The 18,616-nt window shown below is 35.9% G+C and carries 22 protein-coding genes and 2 tRNA genes; 16 read left to right on the forward strand and 8 right to left on the reverse strand.

Going from position 1 to position 18,616, the window contains the following annotated elements; genetic code table 11:
- The 7 genes from ZPR_RS00725 to ZPR_RS00750 form a co-directional block, all read right to left on the reverse strand.
- Entirely contained in the window at positions 1–2,469 is a 2,469-nt protein-coding gene (locus ZPR_RS00725) for a TonB-dependent receptor (RefSeq protein ID WP_013069664.1), read from the reverse strand.
- A 390-nt stretch (positions 2,470–2,859) separates the two neighbouring features.
- Positions 2,860–3,129 (reverse strand): hypothetical protein, encoded by a 270-nt coding sequence (locus tag ZPR_RS00730; protein ID WP_013069665.1) that lies wholly within the window; start codon positions 3,127–3,129, stop codon positions 2,860–2,862.
- Positions 3,130–3,245: 116 nt separating this feature from the next.
- A complete protein-coding gene (locus ZPR_RS23970) occupies positions 3,246–3,335 on the reverse strand; it encodes a GIY-YIG nuclease family protein (protein WP_394329735.1) in 90 nt (29 codons plus the stop codon).
- A gap of 86 nt (positions 3,336–3,421) precedes the next feature.
- Positions 3,422–3,703 carry a GIY-YIG nuclease family protein gene (locus ZPR_RS00735; protein WP_041578464.1) on the reverse strand — a complete coding sequence of 94 codons (282 nt, stop codon included), beginning with the start codon at positions 3,701–3,703 and terminating at the stop codon, positions 3,422–3,424.
- Between the two features lie 86 nt (positions 3,704–3,789).
- Positions 3,790–4,071 (reverse strand): GIY-YIG nuclease family protein, encoded by a 282-nt coding sequence (locus tag ZPR_RS23975; protein ID WP_013069667.1) that lies wholly within the window; start codon positions 4,069–4,071, stop codon positions 3,790–3,792.
- A 47-nt stretch (positions 4,072–4,118) separates the two neighbouring features.
- Positions 4,119–4,192, reverse strand: a tRNA-Asn gene (locus ZPR_RS00745).
- A gap of 57 nt (positions 4,193–4,249) precedes the next feature.
- Positions 4,250–4,323, reverse strand: a tRNA-Asn gene (locus ZPR_RS00750).
- A gap of 118 nt (positions 4,324–4,441) precedes the next feature.
- On the opposite strand from ZPR_RS00750, the gene ZPR_RS00755 reads away from it, so the two are divergent.
- The 4 genes from ZPR_RS00755 (at position 4,442) to ZPR_RS00775 (ending at position 7,546) form a co-directional block, all read left to right on the forward strand.
- Positions 4,442–4,636 (forward strand): hypothetical protein, encoded by a 195-nt coding sequence (locus ZPR_RS00755; RefSeq protein WP_013069668.1) that lies wholly within the window; start codon positions 4,442–4,444, stop codon positions 4,634–4,636.
- A 281-nt stretch (positions 4,637–4,917) separates the two neighbouring features.
- Positions 4,918–6,327 carry a nicotinate phosphoribosyltransferase gene (locus ZPR_RS00765; RefSeq protein ID WP_013069670.1) on the forward strand — a complete coding sequence of 470 codons (1,410 nt, stop codon included), beginning with the start codon at positions 4,918–4,920 and terminating at the stop codon, positions 6,325–6,327.
- Positions 6,328–6,333: 6 nt separating this feature from the next.
- Positions 6,334–6,936 (forward strand): bifunctional nicotinamidase/pyrazinamidase, encoded by a 603-nt coding sequence (gene pncA / locus ZPR_RS00770; protein WP_013069671.1) that lies wholly within the window; start codon positions 6,334–6,336, stop codon positions 6,934–6,936.
- A 25-nt stretch (positions 6,937–6,961) separates the two neighbouring features.
- Complete coding sequence (locus ZPR_RS00775) at positions 6,962–7,546, forward strand: hypothetical protein (RefSeq protein WP_013069672.1); 585 nt, start codon at positions 6,962–6,964, stop codon at positions 7,544–7,546.
- A gap of 40 nt (positions 7,547–7,586) precedes the next feature.
- Here ZPR_RS00775 and ZPR_RS00780 read toward each other — a convergent pair whose 3' ends face one another.
- Complete coding sequence (locus ZPR_RS00780; RefSeq protein WP_013069673.1) at positions 7,587–8,345, reverse strand: THC0290_0291 family protein; 759 nt, start codon at positions 8,343–8,345, stop codon at positions 7,587–7,589.
- A gap of 201 nt (positions 8,346–8,546) precedes the next feature.
- Between ZPR_RS00780 and gdhA the strand changes: the two genes are divergently transcribed.
- From gdhA to ZPR_RS00840, 12 genes are all read left to right on the forward strand, one after another.
- A complete protein-coding gene (gdhA, locus tag ZPR_RS00785; protein ID WP_013069674.1) occupies positions 8,547–9,890 on the forward strand; it encodes an NADP-specific glutamate dehydrogenase in 1,344 nt (447 codons plus the stop codon).
- Between the two features lie 86 nt (positions 9,891–9,976).
- Complete coding sequence (recO, locus tag ZPR_RS00790; protein WP_013069675.1) at positions 9,977–10,696, forward strand: DNA repair protein RecO; 720 nt, start codon at positions 9,977–9,979, stop codon at positions 10,694–10,696.
- Positions 10,696–13,092 (forward strand): TonB-dependent receptor plug domain-containing protein, encoded by a 2,397-nt coding sequence (locus ZPR_RS00795; protein WP_041578466.1) that lies wholly within the window; start codon positions 10,696–10,698, stop codon positions 13,090–13,092. The genes recO and ZPR_RS00795 overlap by 1 nt, the downstream gene beginning before the upstream one ends.
- 86 nt (positions 13,093–13,178) lie before the next feature.
- Positions 13,179–13,358 carry a hypothetical protein gene (locus ZPR_RS00800; protein ID WP_013069677.1) on the forward strand — a complete coding sequence of 60 codons (180 nt, stop codon included), beginning with the start codon at positions 13,179–13,181 and terminating at the stop codon, positions 13,356–13,358.
- Positions 13,355–13,639 carry a hypothetical protein gene (locus tag ZPR_RS00805; protein ID WP_013069678.1) on the forward strand — a complete coding sequence of 95 codons (285 nt, stop codon included), beginning with the start codon at positions 13,355–13,357 and terminating at the stop codon, positions 13,637–13,639. The genes ZPR_RS00800 and ZPR_RS00805 overlap by 4 nt, the downstream gene beginning before the upstream one ends.
- Positions 13,640–13,746: 107 nt before the next feature.
- Complete coding sequence (locus tag ZPR_RS22360) at positions 13,747–14,502, forward strand: GLPGLI family protein (protein ID WP_013069679.1); 756 nt, start codon at positions 13,747–13,749, stop codon at positions 14,500–14,502.
- Between the two features lie 78 nt (positions 14,503–14,580).
- Positions 14,581–15,330, forward strand: coding sequence for a GLPGLI family protein (locus ZPR_RS00815; protein ID WP_041578468.1), 750 nt, complete (start codon positions 14,581–14,583; stop codon positions 15,328–15,330).
- Positions 15,327–16,034 carry a GLPGLI family protein gene (locus tag ZPR_RS00820; protein ID WP_013069681.1) on the forward strand — a complete coding sequence of 236 codons (708 nt, stop codon included), beginning with the start codon at positions 15,327–15,329 and terminating at the stop codon, positions 16,032–16,034. Before ZPR_RS00815 ends, ZPR_RS00820 begins: the two co-directional genes overlap by 4 nt.
- 1 nt (position 16,035) lies before the next feature.
- Complete coding sequence (locus ZPR_RS00825; RefSeq protein WP_013069682.1) at positions 16,036–16,743, forward strand: GLPGLI family protein; 708 nt, start codon at positions 16,036–16,038, stop codon at positions 16,741–16,743.
- Positions 16,740–17,477 (forward strand): GLPGLI family protein, encoded by a 738-nt coding sequence (locus tag ZPR_RS22365; protein WP_013069683.1) that lies wholly within the window; start codon positions 16,740–16,742, stop codon positions 17,475–17,477. The genes ZPR_RS00825 and ZPR_RS22365 overlap by 4 nt, the downstream gene beginning before the upstream one ends.
- Positions 17,478–17,488: 11 nt before the next feature.
- Positions 17,489–17,890, forward strand: a complete 402-nt coding sequence (locus tag ZPR_RS00835) for an ExbD/TolR family protein (protein WP_013069684.1) — start codon at positions 17,489–17,491, stop codon at positions 17,888–17,890.
- Positions 17,887–18,609, forward strand: coding sequence for a GLPGLI family protein (locus ZPR_RS00840; protein ID WP_013069685.1), 723 nt, complete (start codon positions 17,887–17,889; stop codon positions 18,607–18,609). Before ZPR_RS00835 ends, ZPR_RS00840 begins: the two co-directional genes overlap by 4 nt.
- The last annotated feature ends 7 nt before the right edge of the window (positions 18,610–18,616 follow it).

Genomic DNA, 18,616 nt, shown 5'->3' on the forward strand with positions numbered 1-18,616 from the left:
CTAGAAAGTATATGAAACGGTTGACATAATGTTTCGAGGTCTACCCGGGAAGGCACGCAAGAAATCGTAACCACCTACCCAATGTGTTTTGTCAAATACATTATTAATATTTAATTGTATCTGGAATTTATTCACTTTATAATAGATAGCGGCATTAAACAATCCATAACTAGGAAAAACCGGGATCAACTCTGGGTCTCTCACAATAGATCCGTTTCGTTCGCCTACATAATCGTAACCAAGTCCAAATCCTAATCCATTTAAATCTCCATGATCAATGATATATTTTGACCAAAAATTGAAGGTATTTCTGGGGGCATTGGGTTTTTGATTACCAAAAGTGGCGAGTGTAGATTCATCGGCTTCGGTAAAATAAGCGTGGTTATATGCATAATTCATAATCACACTCCAGTTGGGCATAATCTGACCGTAAATGTCAACTTCAACACCTTCTGATTTTTCTTCCCCAATTTGCTTTAGTAAATCAGAGTTACTGGCATCATTAGCATTGTATAAAGCGCCTTTCTGGCTTAGGGAATAAACAGCTAAAGTAGCGCTTAGGCGTTTATTGAACCACTCTGTTTTTATCCCAGCTTCAAACAATTCACTGGTCAAAGGATCAAAAGGCCCTCCGGCTTCAGGATTATTGATAGTGGTGGCCGTTTGCGGTTGGTAACCCTTTACCCAGGTGCCGTAAAAGTTAACATTTGGTTTAAGCTTGTATACCATTCCGATTCGTGGTATAAATTTATCCTGACTAATTTTTTCTTCTTCAGCAGTTTCATAGTTTAGATAATCGGTAAAGTCATCGTAGCGTAGCCCCACCAAAAGATTAAACTTTTTGTATTGAAATTGGTTTTGTAGATAAATACCATTTCCGGTTTGTTTGTACCGGTCATAATTTCTAATACCATACACATAATTGCTCATGTTGCGCATAGCGTTTCCGTTGGTAGAAGTCAGATCAAAAGGCGCTACATTCGCTACAGGGTTGCCATTTTCGTCAAGTACATAATTATCTTTTTTGGCAACACTGAAGGAATTTGTTGCCTTACCATTTTTTAAAAGATAAGCGTTCGCCTCTAGTTGAGATCCTCCCGGCTCCAGCTCCTGTTGAAAATAATCATAGCCCACCAAAAACTTGTTCTCTATGGCTCCAAGGTTAAAATCAACGTTAAGGTAATTGGTAAAGTTTTGGTTGTTCCATGAGCGCTTACGATTAAATACGCGCATAGCTACTTTCGTAATATCATAAGAACCGTCACCAAGAGCCAAAAAATTGTTGGCCGTTCTATGCTCTAACAAATCTTCATCGTAACCAGAATTCATATACGAACTATTAAAACTGATGTGTTCATTGAATTTATGCTGAAATGATAAAGTTACATTTAGGTTTTGTTCGTTCAGGTAATCATTTTCTGCACTTAAGGAAGTAGTTATTGGTGTAGAGTAGAGGTCACCATCACCAAAAACGGCTTGTCCACGATCCAGTCGTCCTTTATTGTCCTGGTAGACTACATCTAAATTTAAACGTGTTTTTTCGTTAGGGATAAAAGAGAATGAAGGTGCCACAACAATATTTTTGTTGAATTGCAAATCCCTGAAACCATCGGTATTTTGGTATCCTAAGTTTAGACGGTATAAAAGCTTTTTGTCTTTGCTCATTGGGCCGGTAAAGTCGCTTAACAACCTAAACGTATTAAAACTACCCATACTGGCACTTATAGATTGTTTAGTGGTTTGTAGCGGTTTTTTTGTAACGGTATTTATTGTTCCGCCTGGGGATGCATTTCCAAACAAGGCAGAAGCAGGCCCTTTAATAACTTCTACTCGTTCGACATGGGGAATAATCTGCTGACTCCAAAAACTGGTCATCATTCGGGAGCCGTTTAAAAGCATACTACTATTTCGTTGTCCCTGAACTCTAAATCCTCTAATTGTTAAGTCGTTATAAAAAGAAAACTGGTTAACACCACTAACATTCTTCACCACATCGTTTACGGTAAAGGCTGCCTGATCTAAGATAACCTCTTTAGTGACGTAGCTTACGGCCTGCGGTACGTCGATAAGCGGCGTAGCTGATTTAGTACCAATAAAAGAGGTGGTGTTCTTGTAGTTACGTTCTTTCCTACCGATAATCTCTACCCCTTGCAACTGGGTGGCCGATTCATTTAATAGGAAGTCTAGTTCAGCTTTTGTTCCTTCCTTTACAGTGATTGATTTATTTATAGATTCATATCCCAGATAGGAAGCTTTTATAGTGTATTTGCCGGGGGCAAGATTCTTAAGTTCGTAGTGTCCGTTCTTATTGGTCATAGCACCTGTGCTGGAGTTTAGTACAAATACATTGGCATTATGAATTGGAGTTCCCGAATCGGAAAAAACTTTTCCGTGAATGGAAATATTCTGACCATAGGCCGTGTTAAATAGTGCTAGTAAAAAGAAGTAGAGAAAGTAATTTTTTTTCATTTTGAATTTTATTTAAAACAATTCTAAATAATCGATTGCGAATTTAAAACGAACTAGCTTTTATCGCAAATTTTAATTAGATTAATTTTAAATAAAGTTTAGGTATGCTCCAATCTCTGCTCGATGAGTTTGAGAAATAACAGGAAAATAGAGGTCACAGCTATGTAAGATATGAAGATAACTTTAGTATTTATATTGGGAAGTAAACTCTTCGCGAAAAGAGTAGGTAAGATTATCTAAGATTTTTGTGTAGTGGATTCAGGGCTTCCAATCAATAGAATGAAAAGCGGAATACGCAGACCTTCAATCTTTCTGGTGGTGTGAGGGATGCACTCCGTCATTTGATTTCGGAGCCGTCCACTCGATTGGGGCATTGTGTTATTATTATTGTTATTCAGTTCTACTTTTAGTTTTGATATATCCTACAACGAATGATTCCTTGTCTTCAATTTGAAAATCTAAAGTTGACCAGTGGTCAATAATTACTGATGTTTTTATTAAGGTTAAAGCATCCTCATCACTTAATTCAATTCCATCTTCTGTTTTCTTCCATTTATCAGGATGTTCTTCTAATCTTCTTTTCGCCTCTTCTTCGGTAACCTCCTTAACGTCAACGATGAGCTCATTTTCATACCAATTAGGATTGGTCTTATACCTCATTTTGAACGTTACTAAACTTACAAACTAGAAATCTATTTTTGAGGAACTCGCTGAAGGATGTGTATATCGGTACACCTTGATTAAATTATATTCTTAAAATCGTAAAAACCCAGATTTTAGAATTGATCCCTATTTTCAATATCTTCGGTTTCTCCGATATAGTATTGGTCAACTTTCTGCGAATAAATAATATAAACAAAATGCATAATGGAAGATAACAAAAAAGCCACACTAAAACTAGCGTGGCTTTTTGCTCCCCTCCCGATGGCTATCGGGATTGGCTCGAACTGTTTTAATATTTTAAAAGCAGTTTTTTGGAAATATTGGGATGTTTTTCAGGTTTTGAATGTATTTCCTGCTTTTCATTTTTTTTAATATGTTTTTCTATCTTTTGTGCTTGCGTTCGATTATAGCATGAGATGGAAAAGAAAAGTTTCCAATCATTTGTTTTGGCGGTAAATGAATTTTTAAAGAAACCAGTATTGTGTTTTAATAACCTATTTTCAATATCCTCGGTTTCTCCTATATAGTATTGGTCAACTTTCTGCGAATAAATAATATAAACAAAATGCATAATGGAAGATAACAAAAAAGCCACACTAAAACTAGCGTGGCTTTTTGCTCCCCTCCCGATGGCTATCGGGATTGGCTCGAACTGTTTTAATATTTTAAAAGCAGTTTTTTGGAAATATTGGGATGTTTTTTCAGGTTTTGAATGTATTTCCTGCTTTTCATTTTTTTAATATGTTTTTCTATCTTTTGTGCTTGCGTTCGATTATAGCATGAGATGGAAAAGAAAAGTTTCCAATCATTTGTTTTGGCGGTAAATGAATTTTTAAAGAAACCAGTATTGTGTTTTAATAACCTATTTTCAATATCCTCGGTTTCTCCGATATAGAATTGGTCAACTTTCTGCGAATAAATGATGTACACAAAATGCATAATGGAAGATAACAAAAAAGCCACACTAAAACTAGTGTGGCTTTTTGCTCCCCCTCTTGGGCTCGAACCAAGGACCCTCTGATTAACAGTCAGATGCTCTAACCAACTGAGCTAAGGAGGAATATATCAATATGTCTTCAGCATTCCCGGCAGCTGAATTTGCCCTTAAAATTTTTTGCTCCCCCTCTTGGGCTCGAACCAAGGACCCTCTGATTAACAGTCAGATGCTCTAACCAACTGAGCTAAGGAGGAATTTGCAATCAATTTTGCGGATGCAAATATAACGGAATTTTTAATTATCACTAAATAATATTCAAAAAAATAAAGCAGTATTTTAAATAAAATTGAATTTGGAAAAAATAATTGTGCTATGAGTCTGAAAATCCATGGTTTATATATTTATATCAAAAATGTAAATATTGCAAGTCAACCAGATGTTGATGCTATAGTAAATGCCGCAAATGCTAAACTCCCTCCGGGGTCATCAATGCGATTTACAAATCGGGAAATAAACTTTAGGAAAACGACAAACCTGAAGATAAAATATTCTATAAGTATATTATAAAACTCACTGAAACATAAAATCAAGTAGGTGGTTATACCTGAAATTTCAACAGGAATTTTCTGTTATTCCAAAATTAATGCCGTTGAATTGGTTTTTAATACAATTTTGACGGAAGCAGAAGGGTTAAAACACTTGCAAAGGCTTAAATTTGTATTGTTCAGGACTGAAGATTTAGAATTTTATAAAAATCGATTGGCTGAAATTTAATTAACGATGTGGATAAACTGCATAGTTCATTAAAAAAATAAATCTTGATTATCGATTTACAAAACCAACCTCTTATGTTTGATTTTACGGCAACCTATACCGATCAATACCAACTTGCGATGTCGCAGGTTTATTTTAAAAATGGAAAACGAAACACCAAAGCCGTTTTTGATTATTATTTCAGAAAAATCCCGTACGGAAGTGGTTTTGCCATTTTTGCAGGGTTAGAAGATTTACTGGAAATTATTACAAATCTTCGGTTTAGTAAGGAAGATATTCAATTTTTAAAGCAATACGATTTTGAGGATGATTTTTTAGAATATCTCGAGAATTTTAAATTTTCAGGAAATATTTACTCGGTACAGGAAGGGGATGTAGTTTTTCCAACCCGACCTGTTTTACAGGTGGAAGCCAATTTAATCGAAGCTCAGATTATCGAAACGATTTTATTGAATTTATTAAACTTTCAAACCCTTATAGCAACCAAAGCCAGTAGAATGCGATTGGTGTCTCGAGAGCGGACTTTGCTTGATTTTGGGTTGCGACGTGCACAGGGTCCTGGCGGTTATTACGCCACGCGAGCGGCCATGATTGGCGGTTTTAACGGGACCAGTAATGTCATTGCCGGTCGGGATTTGGATATTCCGGTTTCTGGAACGATGGCGCATTCGTTTGTGCAGAGTTATGATGATGAGCTTACCGCTTTTAGGGAATTCGCCAGAGGCCGGCCTAAAGCTTGTGTGCTTTTGGTGGATACTTATGATACTTTAAAAAGTGGTGTCCCCAATGCGATTACAGTGGCAAAGGAAATGGAAGAACAAGGCCAAAAATTAATGGCTATTCGTTTAGATAGCGGAGATTTGGCATATTTGGGTAAAAGAGCGCGACAACTTTTAGATGCTGCTGGTCTCGAATATGTGAAAATTGCGGCTTCAAATCAATTAGATGAATTTGTGATTAAAAGTTTACAGGAACAGGATGCGCCAATCGATATTTACGGAGTGGGAACAAATCTTGTGATTGGCAAACCTGATGCAGCTTTAGATGGTGTGTATAAGCTCACATTTTCAGACGGAAAGCCAAGAATCAAGATTTCAGAAAGTTTGATTAAAACCACTTTGCCGCATCGAAAGCAGGTATACCGAATGAAAGATAAAAACGGAGAGTGTGCAGGGGTCGATGTAATTGTGATGGAAAACGAAAACGATACTGAACTGTCTAAAGTTTTTCATCCGTCAGAACCTTACAAGTTTTTAGATGTTTCCGCTTACCAAAAAGAAGCATTATTGCAACCAGTAATGGAAAATGGCATAATGAAAATCAAAAAAAGAACACTTTCTGAAATTGCGGCATACAGCAAATCTAGATTGGCAGAATTACCACTTGAGTATAAACGCTTTAACAATCCGCATATTTATAAAGTCAGTATCTCAGAAAAATTAAAGGCAGAGAGGGATCGATTAATTAGCGAACATAAAATGTAAAATGGCATGAAGGCTTTACTTCTTATAGACGTACAAAACGATTTTATGCCTGGCGGCGCCTTAGCCGTTCCCGATGGCGATAAGATTGTACCAATAATTAATAAAATTCAGCATCAATTCGATTTAGTGCTTGCTACCCAGGACTGGCATCCGGAGGGTCATGCAAGTTTTGCCAGCACCCATCATAAAAACCTTTACGAGGTAATTGATTTAAACGGAATCGATCAGGTCATGTGGCCGGATCATTGTGTGCAGGGTAGTAGGGGTGCCGATTTTCATCCTAAGCTGAAATTGAATAAAATCGAAGCGATTTTTAGAAAAGGTACCGATCCTGAAATTGATAGTTACAGTGGGTTTTATGATAATGCTCATTTAAAATCTACTGGTTTAAGTGGCTATTTAAAAGAAAAAGGAATAAACGAGCTATATTTTGCCGGTCTGGCCGGTGATTTTTGTGTAGCTTTTAGTGTTAAGGATGCTTTAGCTGAAGGTTTTGCAGCTTTTTTAATTGAAGATGCCACACGCGCTATAGATGCTGCAGGTTTTGAAAAAGCAAAAGCTGAAATTGTTGAAAAAGGAGGGAAGATATTATATGCAGATGAGGTATAGGATATTTTTTATATTCATTGTTTTTTTGAGCTTTTTCAGTTGTAAAAATGATACTTCTACCAAAGTTGAAACTGAAGTAACATCTATGGATCCTTATATGGCTCCACCAGACAGCATTCCCGAGCGCACCTCTGCTGCGGCATTAGATTTAAAAAAGTATCAACTTTTTATAGATACTACAAAGACTTCGGTTTTTTATCAGCAATTAGATTCGGTGATCACTTCCGAAGTAAGAAAACATGAAAATTCTATATTTAAACTGGTTGAGATTAAAAAATATAACGATCAGTTTTTACTTTACGAGCCTTGCGACGGTACTATTCCGCGTTATTACATTTCTAAAGGGGCTATAGATATTTACGGCCAGAACGAAAATATTCATTTTAAATTAAAGGATTTTATGCTGAGTGCAGGAAATCAGGTGTTGTTTAAAGATGAAAGGGACCGTAGCTTAAGTCTTAAGGAAGTAAATGAAAAGGTGATCCGGTTAAAGTACGGTGATTCACGTGCGGTGTATGTCACTAAAATCGAAAATATTCCGCAATTTGAAATGATGGTAAATAACTGTTTTGGCCAAAAAATAAAGGAGTTCGATAAATTTCAGGAATGAATTGCCTAAGGATGGTTTTATTCATTCTGTAAGAAGCTTTCTAAAAATTGAGATAGTGAATATATCCAAAGTTTAGCCAAATGGTCCAGTCGTTCGATTTATTTTGCGGCCCTTGTACATTTAAGCCTTCAATGTAATCACTGCCATAATACTGCCATTTAATTTCAGCCACTAAATCACTATTTCTTCCCAGTCGATAGCGCGTGCCTCCCCCAAACACGAAATTATAGGTGAACCCGCTATCTAAATTAAGTCCTCCCTGAAAAGCAGGGAATAAGACTCTAGGATTATCGATGGGTCCAAGATCACTGTACGCATCAGGGATGTAGTAAACTGCATGTATGCCTGCGGTGATATATGGAGAAAAGCGTTCTGAAAAAATCAGAAACTCCCTAATTTGGGTAAAGTGCCATTCCAGTTGTGTACCTATTTCGAATATATTGGTTTCACCGTGCATAGCTCTTAGCATTTCTCCCCTGGGGTTGTTTTGGTAAGAAATAGGGCCGTAATGGTTTAAGTAAGAATGAAAATAATCTATTTCTGTTCTTACCCTAAAAAAGTCTTTAAAATAGCTTGTGCGGTAATTATTGCCGGTGTATACAAAATTCATGTAATGCTGAAATCCTACCCCAAAACCGGTGTTGTAATAAAAGTTTCTAAATTCACCGCGTTGTCCATAATCGGAAGTAATAGCTGCCGGCCCGGCAGTAACTCCTATTTCGTGCAATACCTGCCCAAAAGAATAAGGAGATGAAATGCATAAAAAACCGATTAAAAATATGATACGAATCCGCTTCAATACAGGGGTTTAAAGGATTTATAGGCAAATATATAAAAAGAAGATTAGGTATTTTTAAATTGAGTTTTTCTTTTTTTTAATGAAATTCAATAGAAAGTTAATATTGTATGAAAAACTAAAATTTTATCGATAATTTTTATATATCTCATATATTTGCACCTCGAAAAAACATTTTTTTTAAACAAACTTAAGCGACGCCTTATGGAAAAAAATATACAGGATTTCTTGGATAAAGTGTCTAAAAGAAATCAAAATGAACCCGAATTTTTACAAGCGGTTCATGAAGTTGCTGAAACCATAATACCTTTTATTGAACAAAATAAAAAATATCAAAACGCTAAATTATTAGAGCGTATGGTAGAGCCAGAGCGTGTAATCATGTTCAGAGTATCTTGGTTGGACGATGAAGGTAACATTCAGATTAATCGCGGTTATCGTGTACAAATGAATTCGGCCATCGGACCATACAAAGGAGGTCTGCGTTTTCATCCATCGGTAAATTTAAGTATTCTTAAGTTTTTGGCTTTTGAGCAAACCTTTAAGAATAGTCTTACAACCTTACCTATGGGTGGAGGTAAAGGAGGTTCAGATTTTGATCCAAAAGGAAAGTCGGATAATGAAGTAATGCGTTTTTGCCAAAGTTTTATGCTAGAGCTTAGCAAGCACATAGGGCATAACACTGATGTTCCTGCCGGAGATATTGGAGTGGGAGCACGTGAAGTTGGGTATATGTTTGGCCAGTATAAAAGATTACGAAACGAATTCACCGGCATTTTAACCGGAAAAGGATTGTCTTATGGTGGATCTTTAATTCGTCCAGAAGCAACTGGTTACGGTAACGTATATTTTACCCAGAATATGCTAAAGACCAAAGGAGAAAAACTGCAAGGTAAGACGGTGGTTATTTCTGGTTCTGGTAACGTGGCCCAGTACGCTGCAGAAAAAGCAATAGAGCTTGGCGCTAAAGTGGTAACCATGTCTGATTCTGGTGGATATATTTATGATGAAGAAGGAATTGATGCAGACAAACTTCAATTTATCATGGAGCTTAAGAACGAAAAACGAGGCAGGATCAATGAGTATACCCAGAAATATACCAATGCTAAGTTTTACGCAGATAAATCTCCGTGGGAAGTGAAATGCGATGTTGCATTGCCATGTGCTACACAAAACGAATTAGAAGAAGCTGATGCTAAGAAATTAGTAGAGAACGGTTGTATGTGTGTTGGGGAAGGAGCAAACATGCCATGTACACCAGAGGCAGTAGAAGTCTTTCGTGGTGCTAAAATTTTATTCTCTCCTGGTAAAGCATCTAACGCGGGTGGGGTGGCCACTTCTGGACTGGAAATGACACAAAATTCATTGCGTTATAATTGGACCTCTGAAGAGGTTGATAATAAACTTCACGAAATCATGAACGATATTCATGAAAAATGTGTGGAATACGGTTGTGATGAAGATGGTTATGTAGATTACGTAAAAGGCGCAAATATAGCCGGCTTTGTTAAAGTTGCCGATGCCATGTTAGCTCAAGGTGTGGTATAAATCCTGATCTACATAAATAAGATAAAGCCGCTTGTAAAAGCGGCTTTTTTTATACCTTCCGTCACCAAAATCATACTTTAAGTTCGATGATAGTTAATTCTAAAGCAATTGTAATTAGTGCGCTGAAATACGGAGAGGCAGATCTAATCGTTAATTTGTACTCTTTAGAAAGTGGTTTGCGTACTTATATGTTACGTGGAATTCTAAAATCGAAGAAAGGAAAGTTTAAGGTAAGTCAGTTTCAATTATTAACGCAGCTTGAGATTGTCGCAAGTCATAAAAACAAGGGCACACTGGAATACCTAAAAGATGCCAAGGTGATCAATACCTATACCTCCTTGCATACCAATATGATCAAAACCAGCCTGGTGATGTTTATTGCAGAAGTTTTAAAAAGCGCGATTAGGGAAGAAGAAGCCAATCCCGCGCTGTATCACTTTTTAGAAACCGCTTTTAGCTGGTTGGATTTACATGATAAAACTGCTAATTTTCATATCATGTTTTTGCTGAAATTATCTGGTTTTTTAGGATTTCAGCCCGATGACCTAAATACCGAGCAGCCATTCTTTAATTTATTGGAAGGAACTTTTGAGCCTGTTAAAACGAACGATTATTGCGTAGAAGGAGAAAATCTTGATATTTTGCGGGCATTTTTAAATGTGAATTTCAATGATATGCAGCGGGTAAAATTGAGTGGTGAACAACGTGCTGACTTTTTAAGAATGTTGTTGCAGTACTACGAATTACATATCGAAGGTTTTAGAAAACCAAAATCCCTAACCGTCCTTAACGAAATTTTTAATTAATGCGAATTTTTGTATTTCTCTCTTGTGTTCTTTTCAACATAAATTTGTTTTCACAACATATTATTGTGCTGGATAGCGCTACTGAAGAACCTTTAAGCAATGTCATGATTTTTAATGCTGAAAAGACTAAAACTAGCCTGAGCAATTTTGAAGGTCGTGCGGATATATCTAAATTCGATAGTACTGAAGAACTTTTTTTTCAACATATCTCGCACGAGGTATTAAAAATTAAGAAGTCAGCTATTAAAAACCAGATTGTTTATCTTCAGGAAGACCAGAATAAGCTGGATCAGGTGGTGCTTTCTGTAGCAAAATTTCAGCTTCAGAAAGATGAAATTCCGCAGAAAATAGTAAGTATTGATAAAGAAGACGTACTGCTGAATAGTCCGCAAACCTCCGCTGATCTGTTAGAAAGTACCGGTAAGGTATTTGTGCAGAAAAGTCAGTTAGGAGGGGGAAGTCCTATGATCCGCGGTTTTGCAACCAATCGTGTGCTAATTTCTGTTGACGGCGTAAGGATGAACACCGCAATTTTTAGAAGTGGCAACCTGCAAAATGTGATTAATATAGACCCTTTGACGATTGAAAGAGCAGAAGTGATTTTAGGTCCCGGTTCCATGGTTTATGGGAGTGATGCTATTGGCGGGGTGATGAATTTTTATACGCTAAAACCCCGATTTTCGTTTGGTGCAGAAACTTCGGTTAGTGGTAATTTCTACGGAAGGTATTCATCGGCAAATAACGAACAGACGTTGCATGCCGATGTGAATTTAGGAAGACGAAATTGGGCATTTCAGACCTCGATTTCTTATTCAGATTTTGACGATTTAAAAATGGGAAAGCACGGTTCTGATTCTTATTTAAGAACCGAATATGCTGCACGAGAAAATGGTGAAGACGTGATTTTGAAAAATGAAGATCCGTTAATTCAAAAACCAACCGGTTATACGCAGCTTAGTTTACTGGAAAAAGTAAAATATATGCCCAATGAAACATGGAATTTTAGTTTAGGGCTAATTTATAGTGAGACTTCAGATGTTCCCAGGTACGATCGTCTTTATCGTCGTAGAAACGATCAGTTAAGGTCAGCCGAATGGTATTATGGGCCGCAAAGATGGTTTTTAGGCGATTTCAAAATTAATAAAAAAGGGAATGGCGATGTGTATGATAAAGCGCAATTTACTTTAGCTTATCAGTTTTTTGAAGAAAGCCGGCATGATCGTGATTTTGGCAAAGAAATTTTATTTAACACGAAAGAAAATGTAGGTGCTTATTCCGCAAATTTGGATTTCGAAAAGACATTTGGGGGCAGTAAGTTATTTTACGGAGTAGAATATGTGAACAATCAGGTAAATTCTGAAGGTTATCAGGAAAATATAAATTCAGGTTCCAGACAACAGACGGTTTCTCGCTATCCCGATAATTCCAGCTGGCAGTCTTTAGCAGCCTATGCAACCTATCAGTTGCAAATTCAAGAAGCCTTGAATTTCCAGTCGGGTTTGCGCTATAATCATATTTTGTTAGACGCCCAATTCGAGGAAAACCTGTATGATTTTCCGTTTCGAGATGCTGATATTAATACCGGAGCGCTAACCGCAAGTGCGGGAATCAACTGGAAACAAAACCGGTTTTTACAATGGCGTGTAAATGCATCTACTGCCTTTAGAGCACCAAATATCGATGATGTGGGTAAAATTTTTGATTCTGAACCAGGATCGGTGGTCGTGCCTAATCCCGATTTAAAACCGGAGTATGCTTACAATGCTGAAGTTGGAGTGAATTGGACACCAGCTGAAAATATCCGATTTGGTCTAACAGGTTTTTATACCTGGTTAGAAGAGGCTATGGTGCGCCGCGATTTTAACCTGAATGGTAAAACTGAAATCGATTATCAAGGCGAAGCAAGTAATGTGCAGGCGATACAAAATGCATCTAATGCGCATGTTTATGGAGTTGAGGGAAGTGTTGAGGTCGATTTTTCAGTGGCTTTACGTATGGCTTCAAAAATTTCATTTACCGATGGTGAAGAAGAATTAGATGATGGGTCCAGTGCTCCTTTGCGTCATGCTGCGCCAATTTTTGGAAATACTCATTTAATCTGGCATAAAAAGAAACTAAAGCTAGATCTTTTTGCGGAATATAATGGTGAAATTAGTTATACTGATTTAGCAACATCAGAGCAGGGAAAGGCATATTTATATGCCATTGATGCGAACGGAAATCCATATTCGCCCTCCTGGTACACATTAAATCTTACCGGCCAGTACGATCTGGATGAAAACTGGTTACTTAGCGTTTCTTTAGAAAATATAACCGATCAACGTTATCGTACTTATAGTTCTGGCATTGCCGCAGCAGGCAGAAATTTGATTATTTCAGCTAGGTTTAGGTTTTAGGGGGATTTATACCCGAAGTTGTTAGCAAAACATTGGCTATATTTAAGTAGAATGAAAATTCTTTTGTTCTGTAAACCTTACTTTCCATGAAAAAGCTACTGATTTTAATGATTTGCGTTTTAGGAGCGCTATCAGTAAACGCCCAAGTTAAACATGTAAAATTGGCCAGGGATACTTCAGAAAAGCCGGTCTTTATCATCAATGATCAGATCATTGCCGGGAATAGTATATTAAAAAGTATTCCAGAGGAATATTTTCTGAAATGAAGGTTTTTAAGTATAAAGCTATAGGTTCTAAAGTTTTATTTGTAGATCAACAAAACCCGGGAATTGTGACTTTAGAGATTCAAAAGAAATTTGGAACAAAGTCGCAATCTGAAATAAATAAATTCTTTGGCCTGGATAACGAAACAGATATTTATGTAAACGGCTATTTAGTTGAAGATAAAAGCTTAAAATTATACAGCAGCAGTATTGCTAAGGTTGAAGTTTTAGAAAAAGACCATTTAAGACTTAAAACTGCGGTATTGAATATTTCGCTAAATTGAGTTTGATAAGCTTTTTTAAATTTCAGTAGCAGGGGATTTTCACCCTATTTTAGTGATGTGCTGAATTTGAATATAATATCATTAATTTAAAAGCTAATTTCACGATCATGAAAAGAGTACTTTTGATTTCTATTATTTTCAATTTATGCTTTTGTGCGACTGCGCAAAATCTAAAAATCATTTATAAAATGGATTATTCAGCAGAGCAGAAAGATCTTTCTAAAATCGAAAATATGATGGTACGTAAATACAGAAAGAATGAAATTGCAGCTCTTCCTTATGTAGAATTAATTTTGCTGATACAAGGCAAAACTTCAAAGTTCTACACAGAATCTATAATGCCATTTGAAAATAGGGATATGCAAAGTGGTTATAATGCAGCTTTAGTGTCTGCCAATGGTAGAAGAGTTTTTTATAAAGAAAACAACGCAAAATTTATTTTTGAGGATATTGATGGTAAGAATTATAAAATTTTAGCTAATACAGAGAAATATAACAGTTGGGAGATTACTAAAGAGTATAAAATGATCTTAGGCTATAAATGTTTTAAAGCTAAAATGGAGTATAAAACTTACGATAGGTATATGGAGCCTTTATGGGTGCCTGTTGAAGCCTGGTTTACTCCAGAAATTTCTGTTTCTACCGGTCCATTAGATTTTGATGGGCTGCCGGGTTTAATTCTAGAAGCAACTAAAGACGATAGAATTACGTATGTTGTCACAGAAATAAAGCGCAGAGAGGATGTGATTATAGAAATTCCAACGGCAAAGAAAACAATAACTTATCAGGAGAAAGATACTATTGTCAAGAAACAACTCTTAGAAATTAAAAAGCGAAGTGAAATGTACGGTACAGAATTTTAGTTTATACCGTTATGATCTGTTTTTTAACTGAGTTTTTTAGGTTAATTGATTATATTAGATATACACCAATAAAAATCTATGTTTTACCCTTTGTCTTTCATTTTCTTGGTTTTTATAGTTTTTCCTACTTATGGGCAGATCAATTTCGGTGAAGTTGAGTATGCGATAGTTCTTGGTGAGTTGCCAGAGCCAGAGCCAGAGCCGGATAAAAAAGATGTTATACATAGAATGTTTGAAGTGAGTCAGCAATATGTAGAGCGGATGACGGCAATATTAAAATTCGATAGATCTAAGGCGCTTTTTAAGTTGAAAGATGGAATGGCAGTAGATCGAAAACCATATTATAATTTCTCCAAAGTCATGGTAGGGCTCGATAAGGTGTACCTAACAGAAGCTGACAGTAATAAATTAGTTATTCGAAAGGAGGCTTTTAATGAATGGTACATAATTAAAGAAAAAACCAAAGGCACAGGGGAGTGGAAGATTTCTTCAGCATATAAAATGATCGACGGTTTTAAGGTTTTTAAAGCCACTACAACTGAAGTTACTGAAAATTCTAAAGGAAAATTTAAATATGAGGTTGTCGCCTGGTTTGCTCCAGAGATTCCTTTTTTTGGTTATGGGCCTGTTGGATACGGCGGTTTGCCGGGTTTAATTTTAGAATTACAGATCAATAGATCTTATCTTCCAATGACCTATAAATTGAAAAGCATTAAGTTTAGTAATAAAGCTTTGGAAATTAAGTATTTAGAAGGTAAAGAAATTTCTCGTGAAGCCTTAGACGCCTTGTATAAAAAAGCAACAGCTAATATAATAAAGTCAAAATGATAAGAATACTGAAGTTTTGGAGTATATTACTGCTTTCGTTTAGTGCTTTTTCCCAAAAAGGCACAATCTGTCATTATAAGATTGTAGACTTTAAGGAGTTTGAAATTAAAAAGCCAGATGATGAAACTCATCGGTATGCGGTAAATACATTAAATCAAGCAGTGGAGGCTACATTAAAGTTTGATTTTGTTTTACAATTTAACGATTCGGTTTCTTCGTTTCAGTTAGTAAATCAAATGGATAATGATGCGAATAAACCTGGTGCTGCTGCTATAGGTCATGCAGTAATCGGGAAAGGTGAATTTTACCAGAATTCAAAAAAAGGAATTTGGCTAAAAACTTCAGAAACTACCGGAAAAAAATATACGGTTCAGGATTCAATAGATTTCGATTGGGTAGTGACAAAAGAAACTAAGACTATCAATGGATTTACCTGTTTTAAAGCTGAACTTCCAGAAAATAAACAGATTAAAGAAGTTTGGTTTACGCCGCAGATCCCTACATCTTTTGGGCCTTTGGGTTTTGGTGGTTTGCCGGGTTTAATTGTTGAGGTGAAAAGAGGAACCTTTGTACTTTCTTTAGTCGAGATCAGTACCAATCAACCTGTAAACATTAAAAAACCGGATTTTGGTACATTAATTTCCGCAGAAAAATATAGCAAAATGATGGATAAAATGCGAGGTACTATTTTTAAAAAGAATTAAAATGAAAAATGTTTTCAGTTTACTTTTTATGTTTAGTGTTTTAACTGGTTACGCACAGGATTCTGGAATCGCCACCTACAAAAAAGAATGGATCAATTTATATTCTGAATCAGCAGCAGGGCGACAGGATAAAATAGCGAATCCGCAGAAATATAGAGAATACCGTGAGTTGGAAAAACTTCAGAAAGAACTTACAAAGCAGTTAGCTTATAAACTGAAATTCGATAAAAATCGAAGCTTTTTTTATTTGGAAGACTTGCTGAATATTGGAAATGAAGCCGACTTAGCCTTAGCTAAAGGGCCTTATCAGGGAGAATATTATTTTAACCGAAAGACAGACTCCGTGATTTGGGCGATTAAAGCTCTGGGAGAAAAATTTCTTGTGAATTTGGATAAAATCGATTGGAAGCTGGAAAAAGAACGAAAAACAATTAGCGGCTATTCCTGTTTTAAGGCTTCGGCAAAGATTCCATTAGAAAGCGGTAAACTTCAAAGCGTAGTTGCATGGTATACTAGAGAAATTCCGCTTAATTACGGTCCGTTACAATACAATGGTCTGCCGGGATTGGTAGTGCAGTTAGAAACTGGCAGTGAACTTTATACACTCACCAAAATTCAGCAAAAAAAGATAACAATTAATGTGCCCGGAAAAGGAACATCTATTAGTGAATCTGATTTTTTTAAGCAATTTGAAAATTTTAAATTATGAAGAAATGCTATATCTGTCTTATCTTTCTATGTTTTACGTTTACTGTAATAGCACAAAGTGGAATCGCTACTTATAAAAAGGAATGGACTTCTTTTGGATCTGAAGAAGGAATGAAGGAATTAAAAAAGACCAATTCACAGCGATATAGAGAATATTCAAAAATGAAACTAGCCAGAGATCGACTCGCTAAGCGACTAAAATATGAGTTGAAATTCGACAAAAACGAAGCAGAATTTAAACTTCCTGAATTGATGAGTGTCGATGATGATCCATACATGGCCTTAGCCACAGGCCCATCAGATGGAATCTATTATAGCAATTTAAAAACTGGAAACTCTTTTTTCTTTACCGATTCTTTTAACAATAGTACCTATTTAATTGAGTATCCACCTTATAAATGGGAAATTACCAACGAGCAAAGAATGATTAATGGATTTTCCTGTTTTAAAGCTAAAGGAACTTTAAAAACCTGGGATGGAAGCTTAGAGGTTTGGTTTGCACCACAGCTAAATATCCCATTAGGTCCAAGAGGAGTTACAGGCTTGCCGGGCTTGGTGGTTCAGGTGGAATATGGAGCTGAATTGTTCACTTTAATCGACATAGATTTAGAAGAAAAGCCTGCTGAAATTAAAAAGCCTGAAGCTGCTCATGAAGTTACACTTGCTGAATGGAAAGAAATACAGGCTAAAGCAAACAATAAAATTAAAAGTTTAATAAAAAGTGATAAGGAATAATATAGAAAACTATGAAAGAGAATTTAACTATTTTAATATGCTTTTTAGGCTTTTCAATGGGCATAAATGCGCAATCTTCGATAGAAAATAATAATATTTTTTACCTGAATGTCTTTATAAATGCGAACAAAACTATTTATGTAGAAGAAGAAAAAACTTCGTTTCAAGATGTACAAAATCAGGTTACAAAGATGCTGCGCAAGCAGCCTTTTAAACTAGATCAACAAATTATATTCAGAATTTTTGGCGATAAAGATCTTGATATGGGCTATATCATCGATGTTAATGCTGAAATGAGAAAAGCAATTCAAGAAAATATAAAAACCGAGCGCTATCTTTTAGAAACAAAAAAGTTAAATATCGATGGACAAAACTGGTTTCAGAAAATCGATCTAAAAGCACTAAAACAATGAAGGATTTAAGGTGTTTTTTATTGATCTGTTTTTTTGGATTTTCTTTAAATGCACAAAGTCTGGATGTGGTTTACGGGGTAAGTACAGAACTTGCGTTAACAAAAGAACAACTCGAAAAAATACCGGCGCAAATAAGAGAGAATTATAAACAATTATTTAAGAATCTAAAGTATATAAAATTCAGACTCCAAATAAATGATCAAGAAAGCTTATTTAAAATGCAGGAATCCATGAAAAATGAGGCGCTTAGTGGATTTGCGTTTACCAGGATCATGGCAGTTTTTAGTGGAACTTATTATAGCAACTCTCAGGAAGATATATGCTTAAATCAGGTAAATGCTTTTGGGAGGGGTTTTATAATAAGTTCTAAAATGAGTAGTATCAAATGGCAACTCAGTAAAGAGAAAAAATCCATAAAAGGTTTTAAAGTATATAAAGCTACAGGGTTTGAAATCATTAAAAATAGTGCGAGAGAGCATGAAATATCAATTATCGCATGGTACGCACCAGAAATAAATTTAGCCTTTGGACCGGCCAATTATGTAAATTTACCGGGGCTTATTTTGGAATTGAAAAGAAATAGGAATACCTATACTGTTGAAAGTATAGAAGAAAAAGAAGTTATCGAAATTGAAAAACCAAGCAAAGGCAAGCAGGTTACGCAGGCAGAGTTTGAAGAGATTGGTGCTAAAGTGATGAAGAATTTTGGGAGTAATTAAATAGGGA

This window comes from Zunongwangia profunda SM-A87, from assembly GCF_000023465.1.
Taxonomy (GTDB): Bacteria; Bacteroidota; Bacteroidia; order Flavobacteriales; family Flavobacteriaceae; genus Zunongwangia; species Zunongwangia profunda.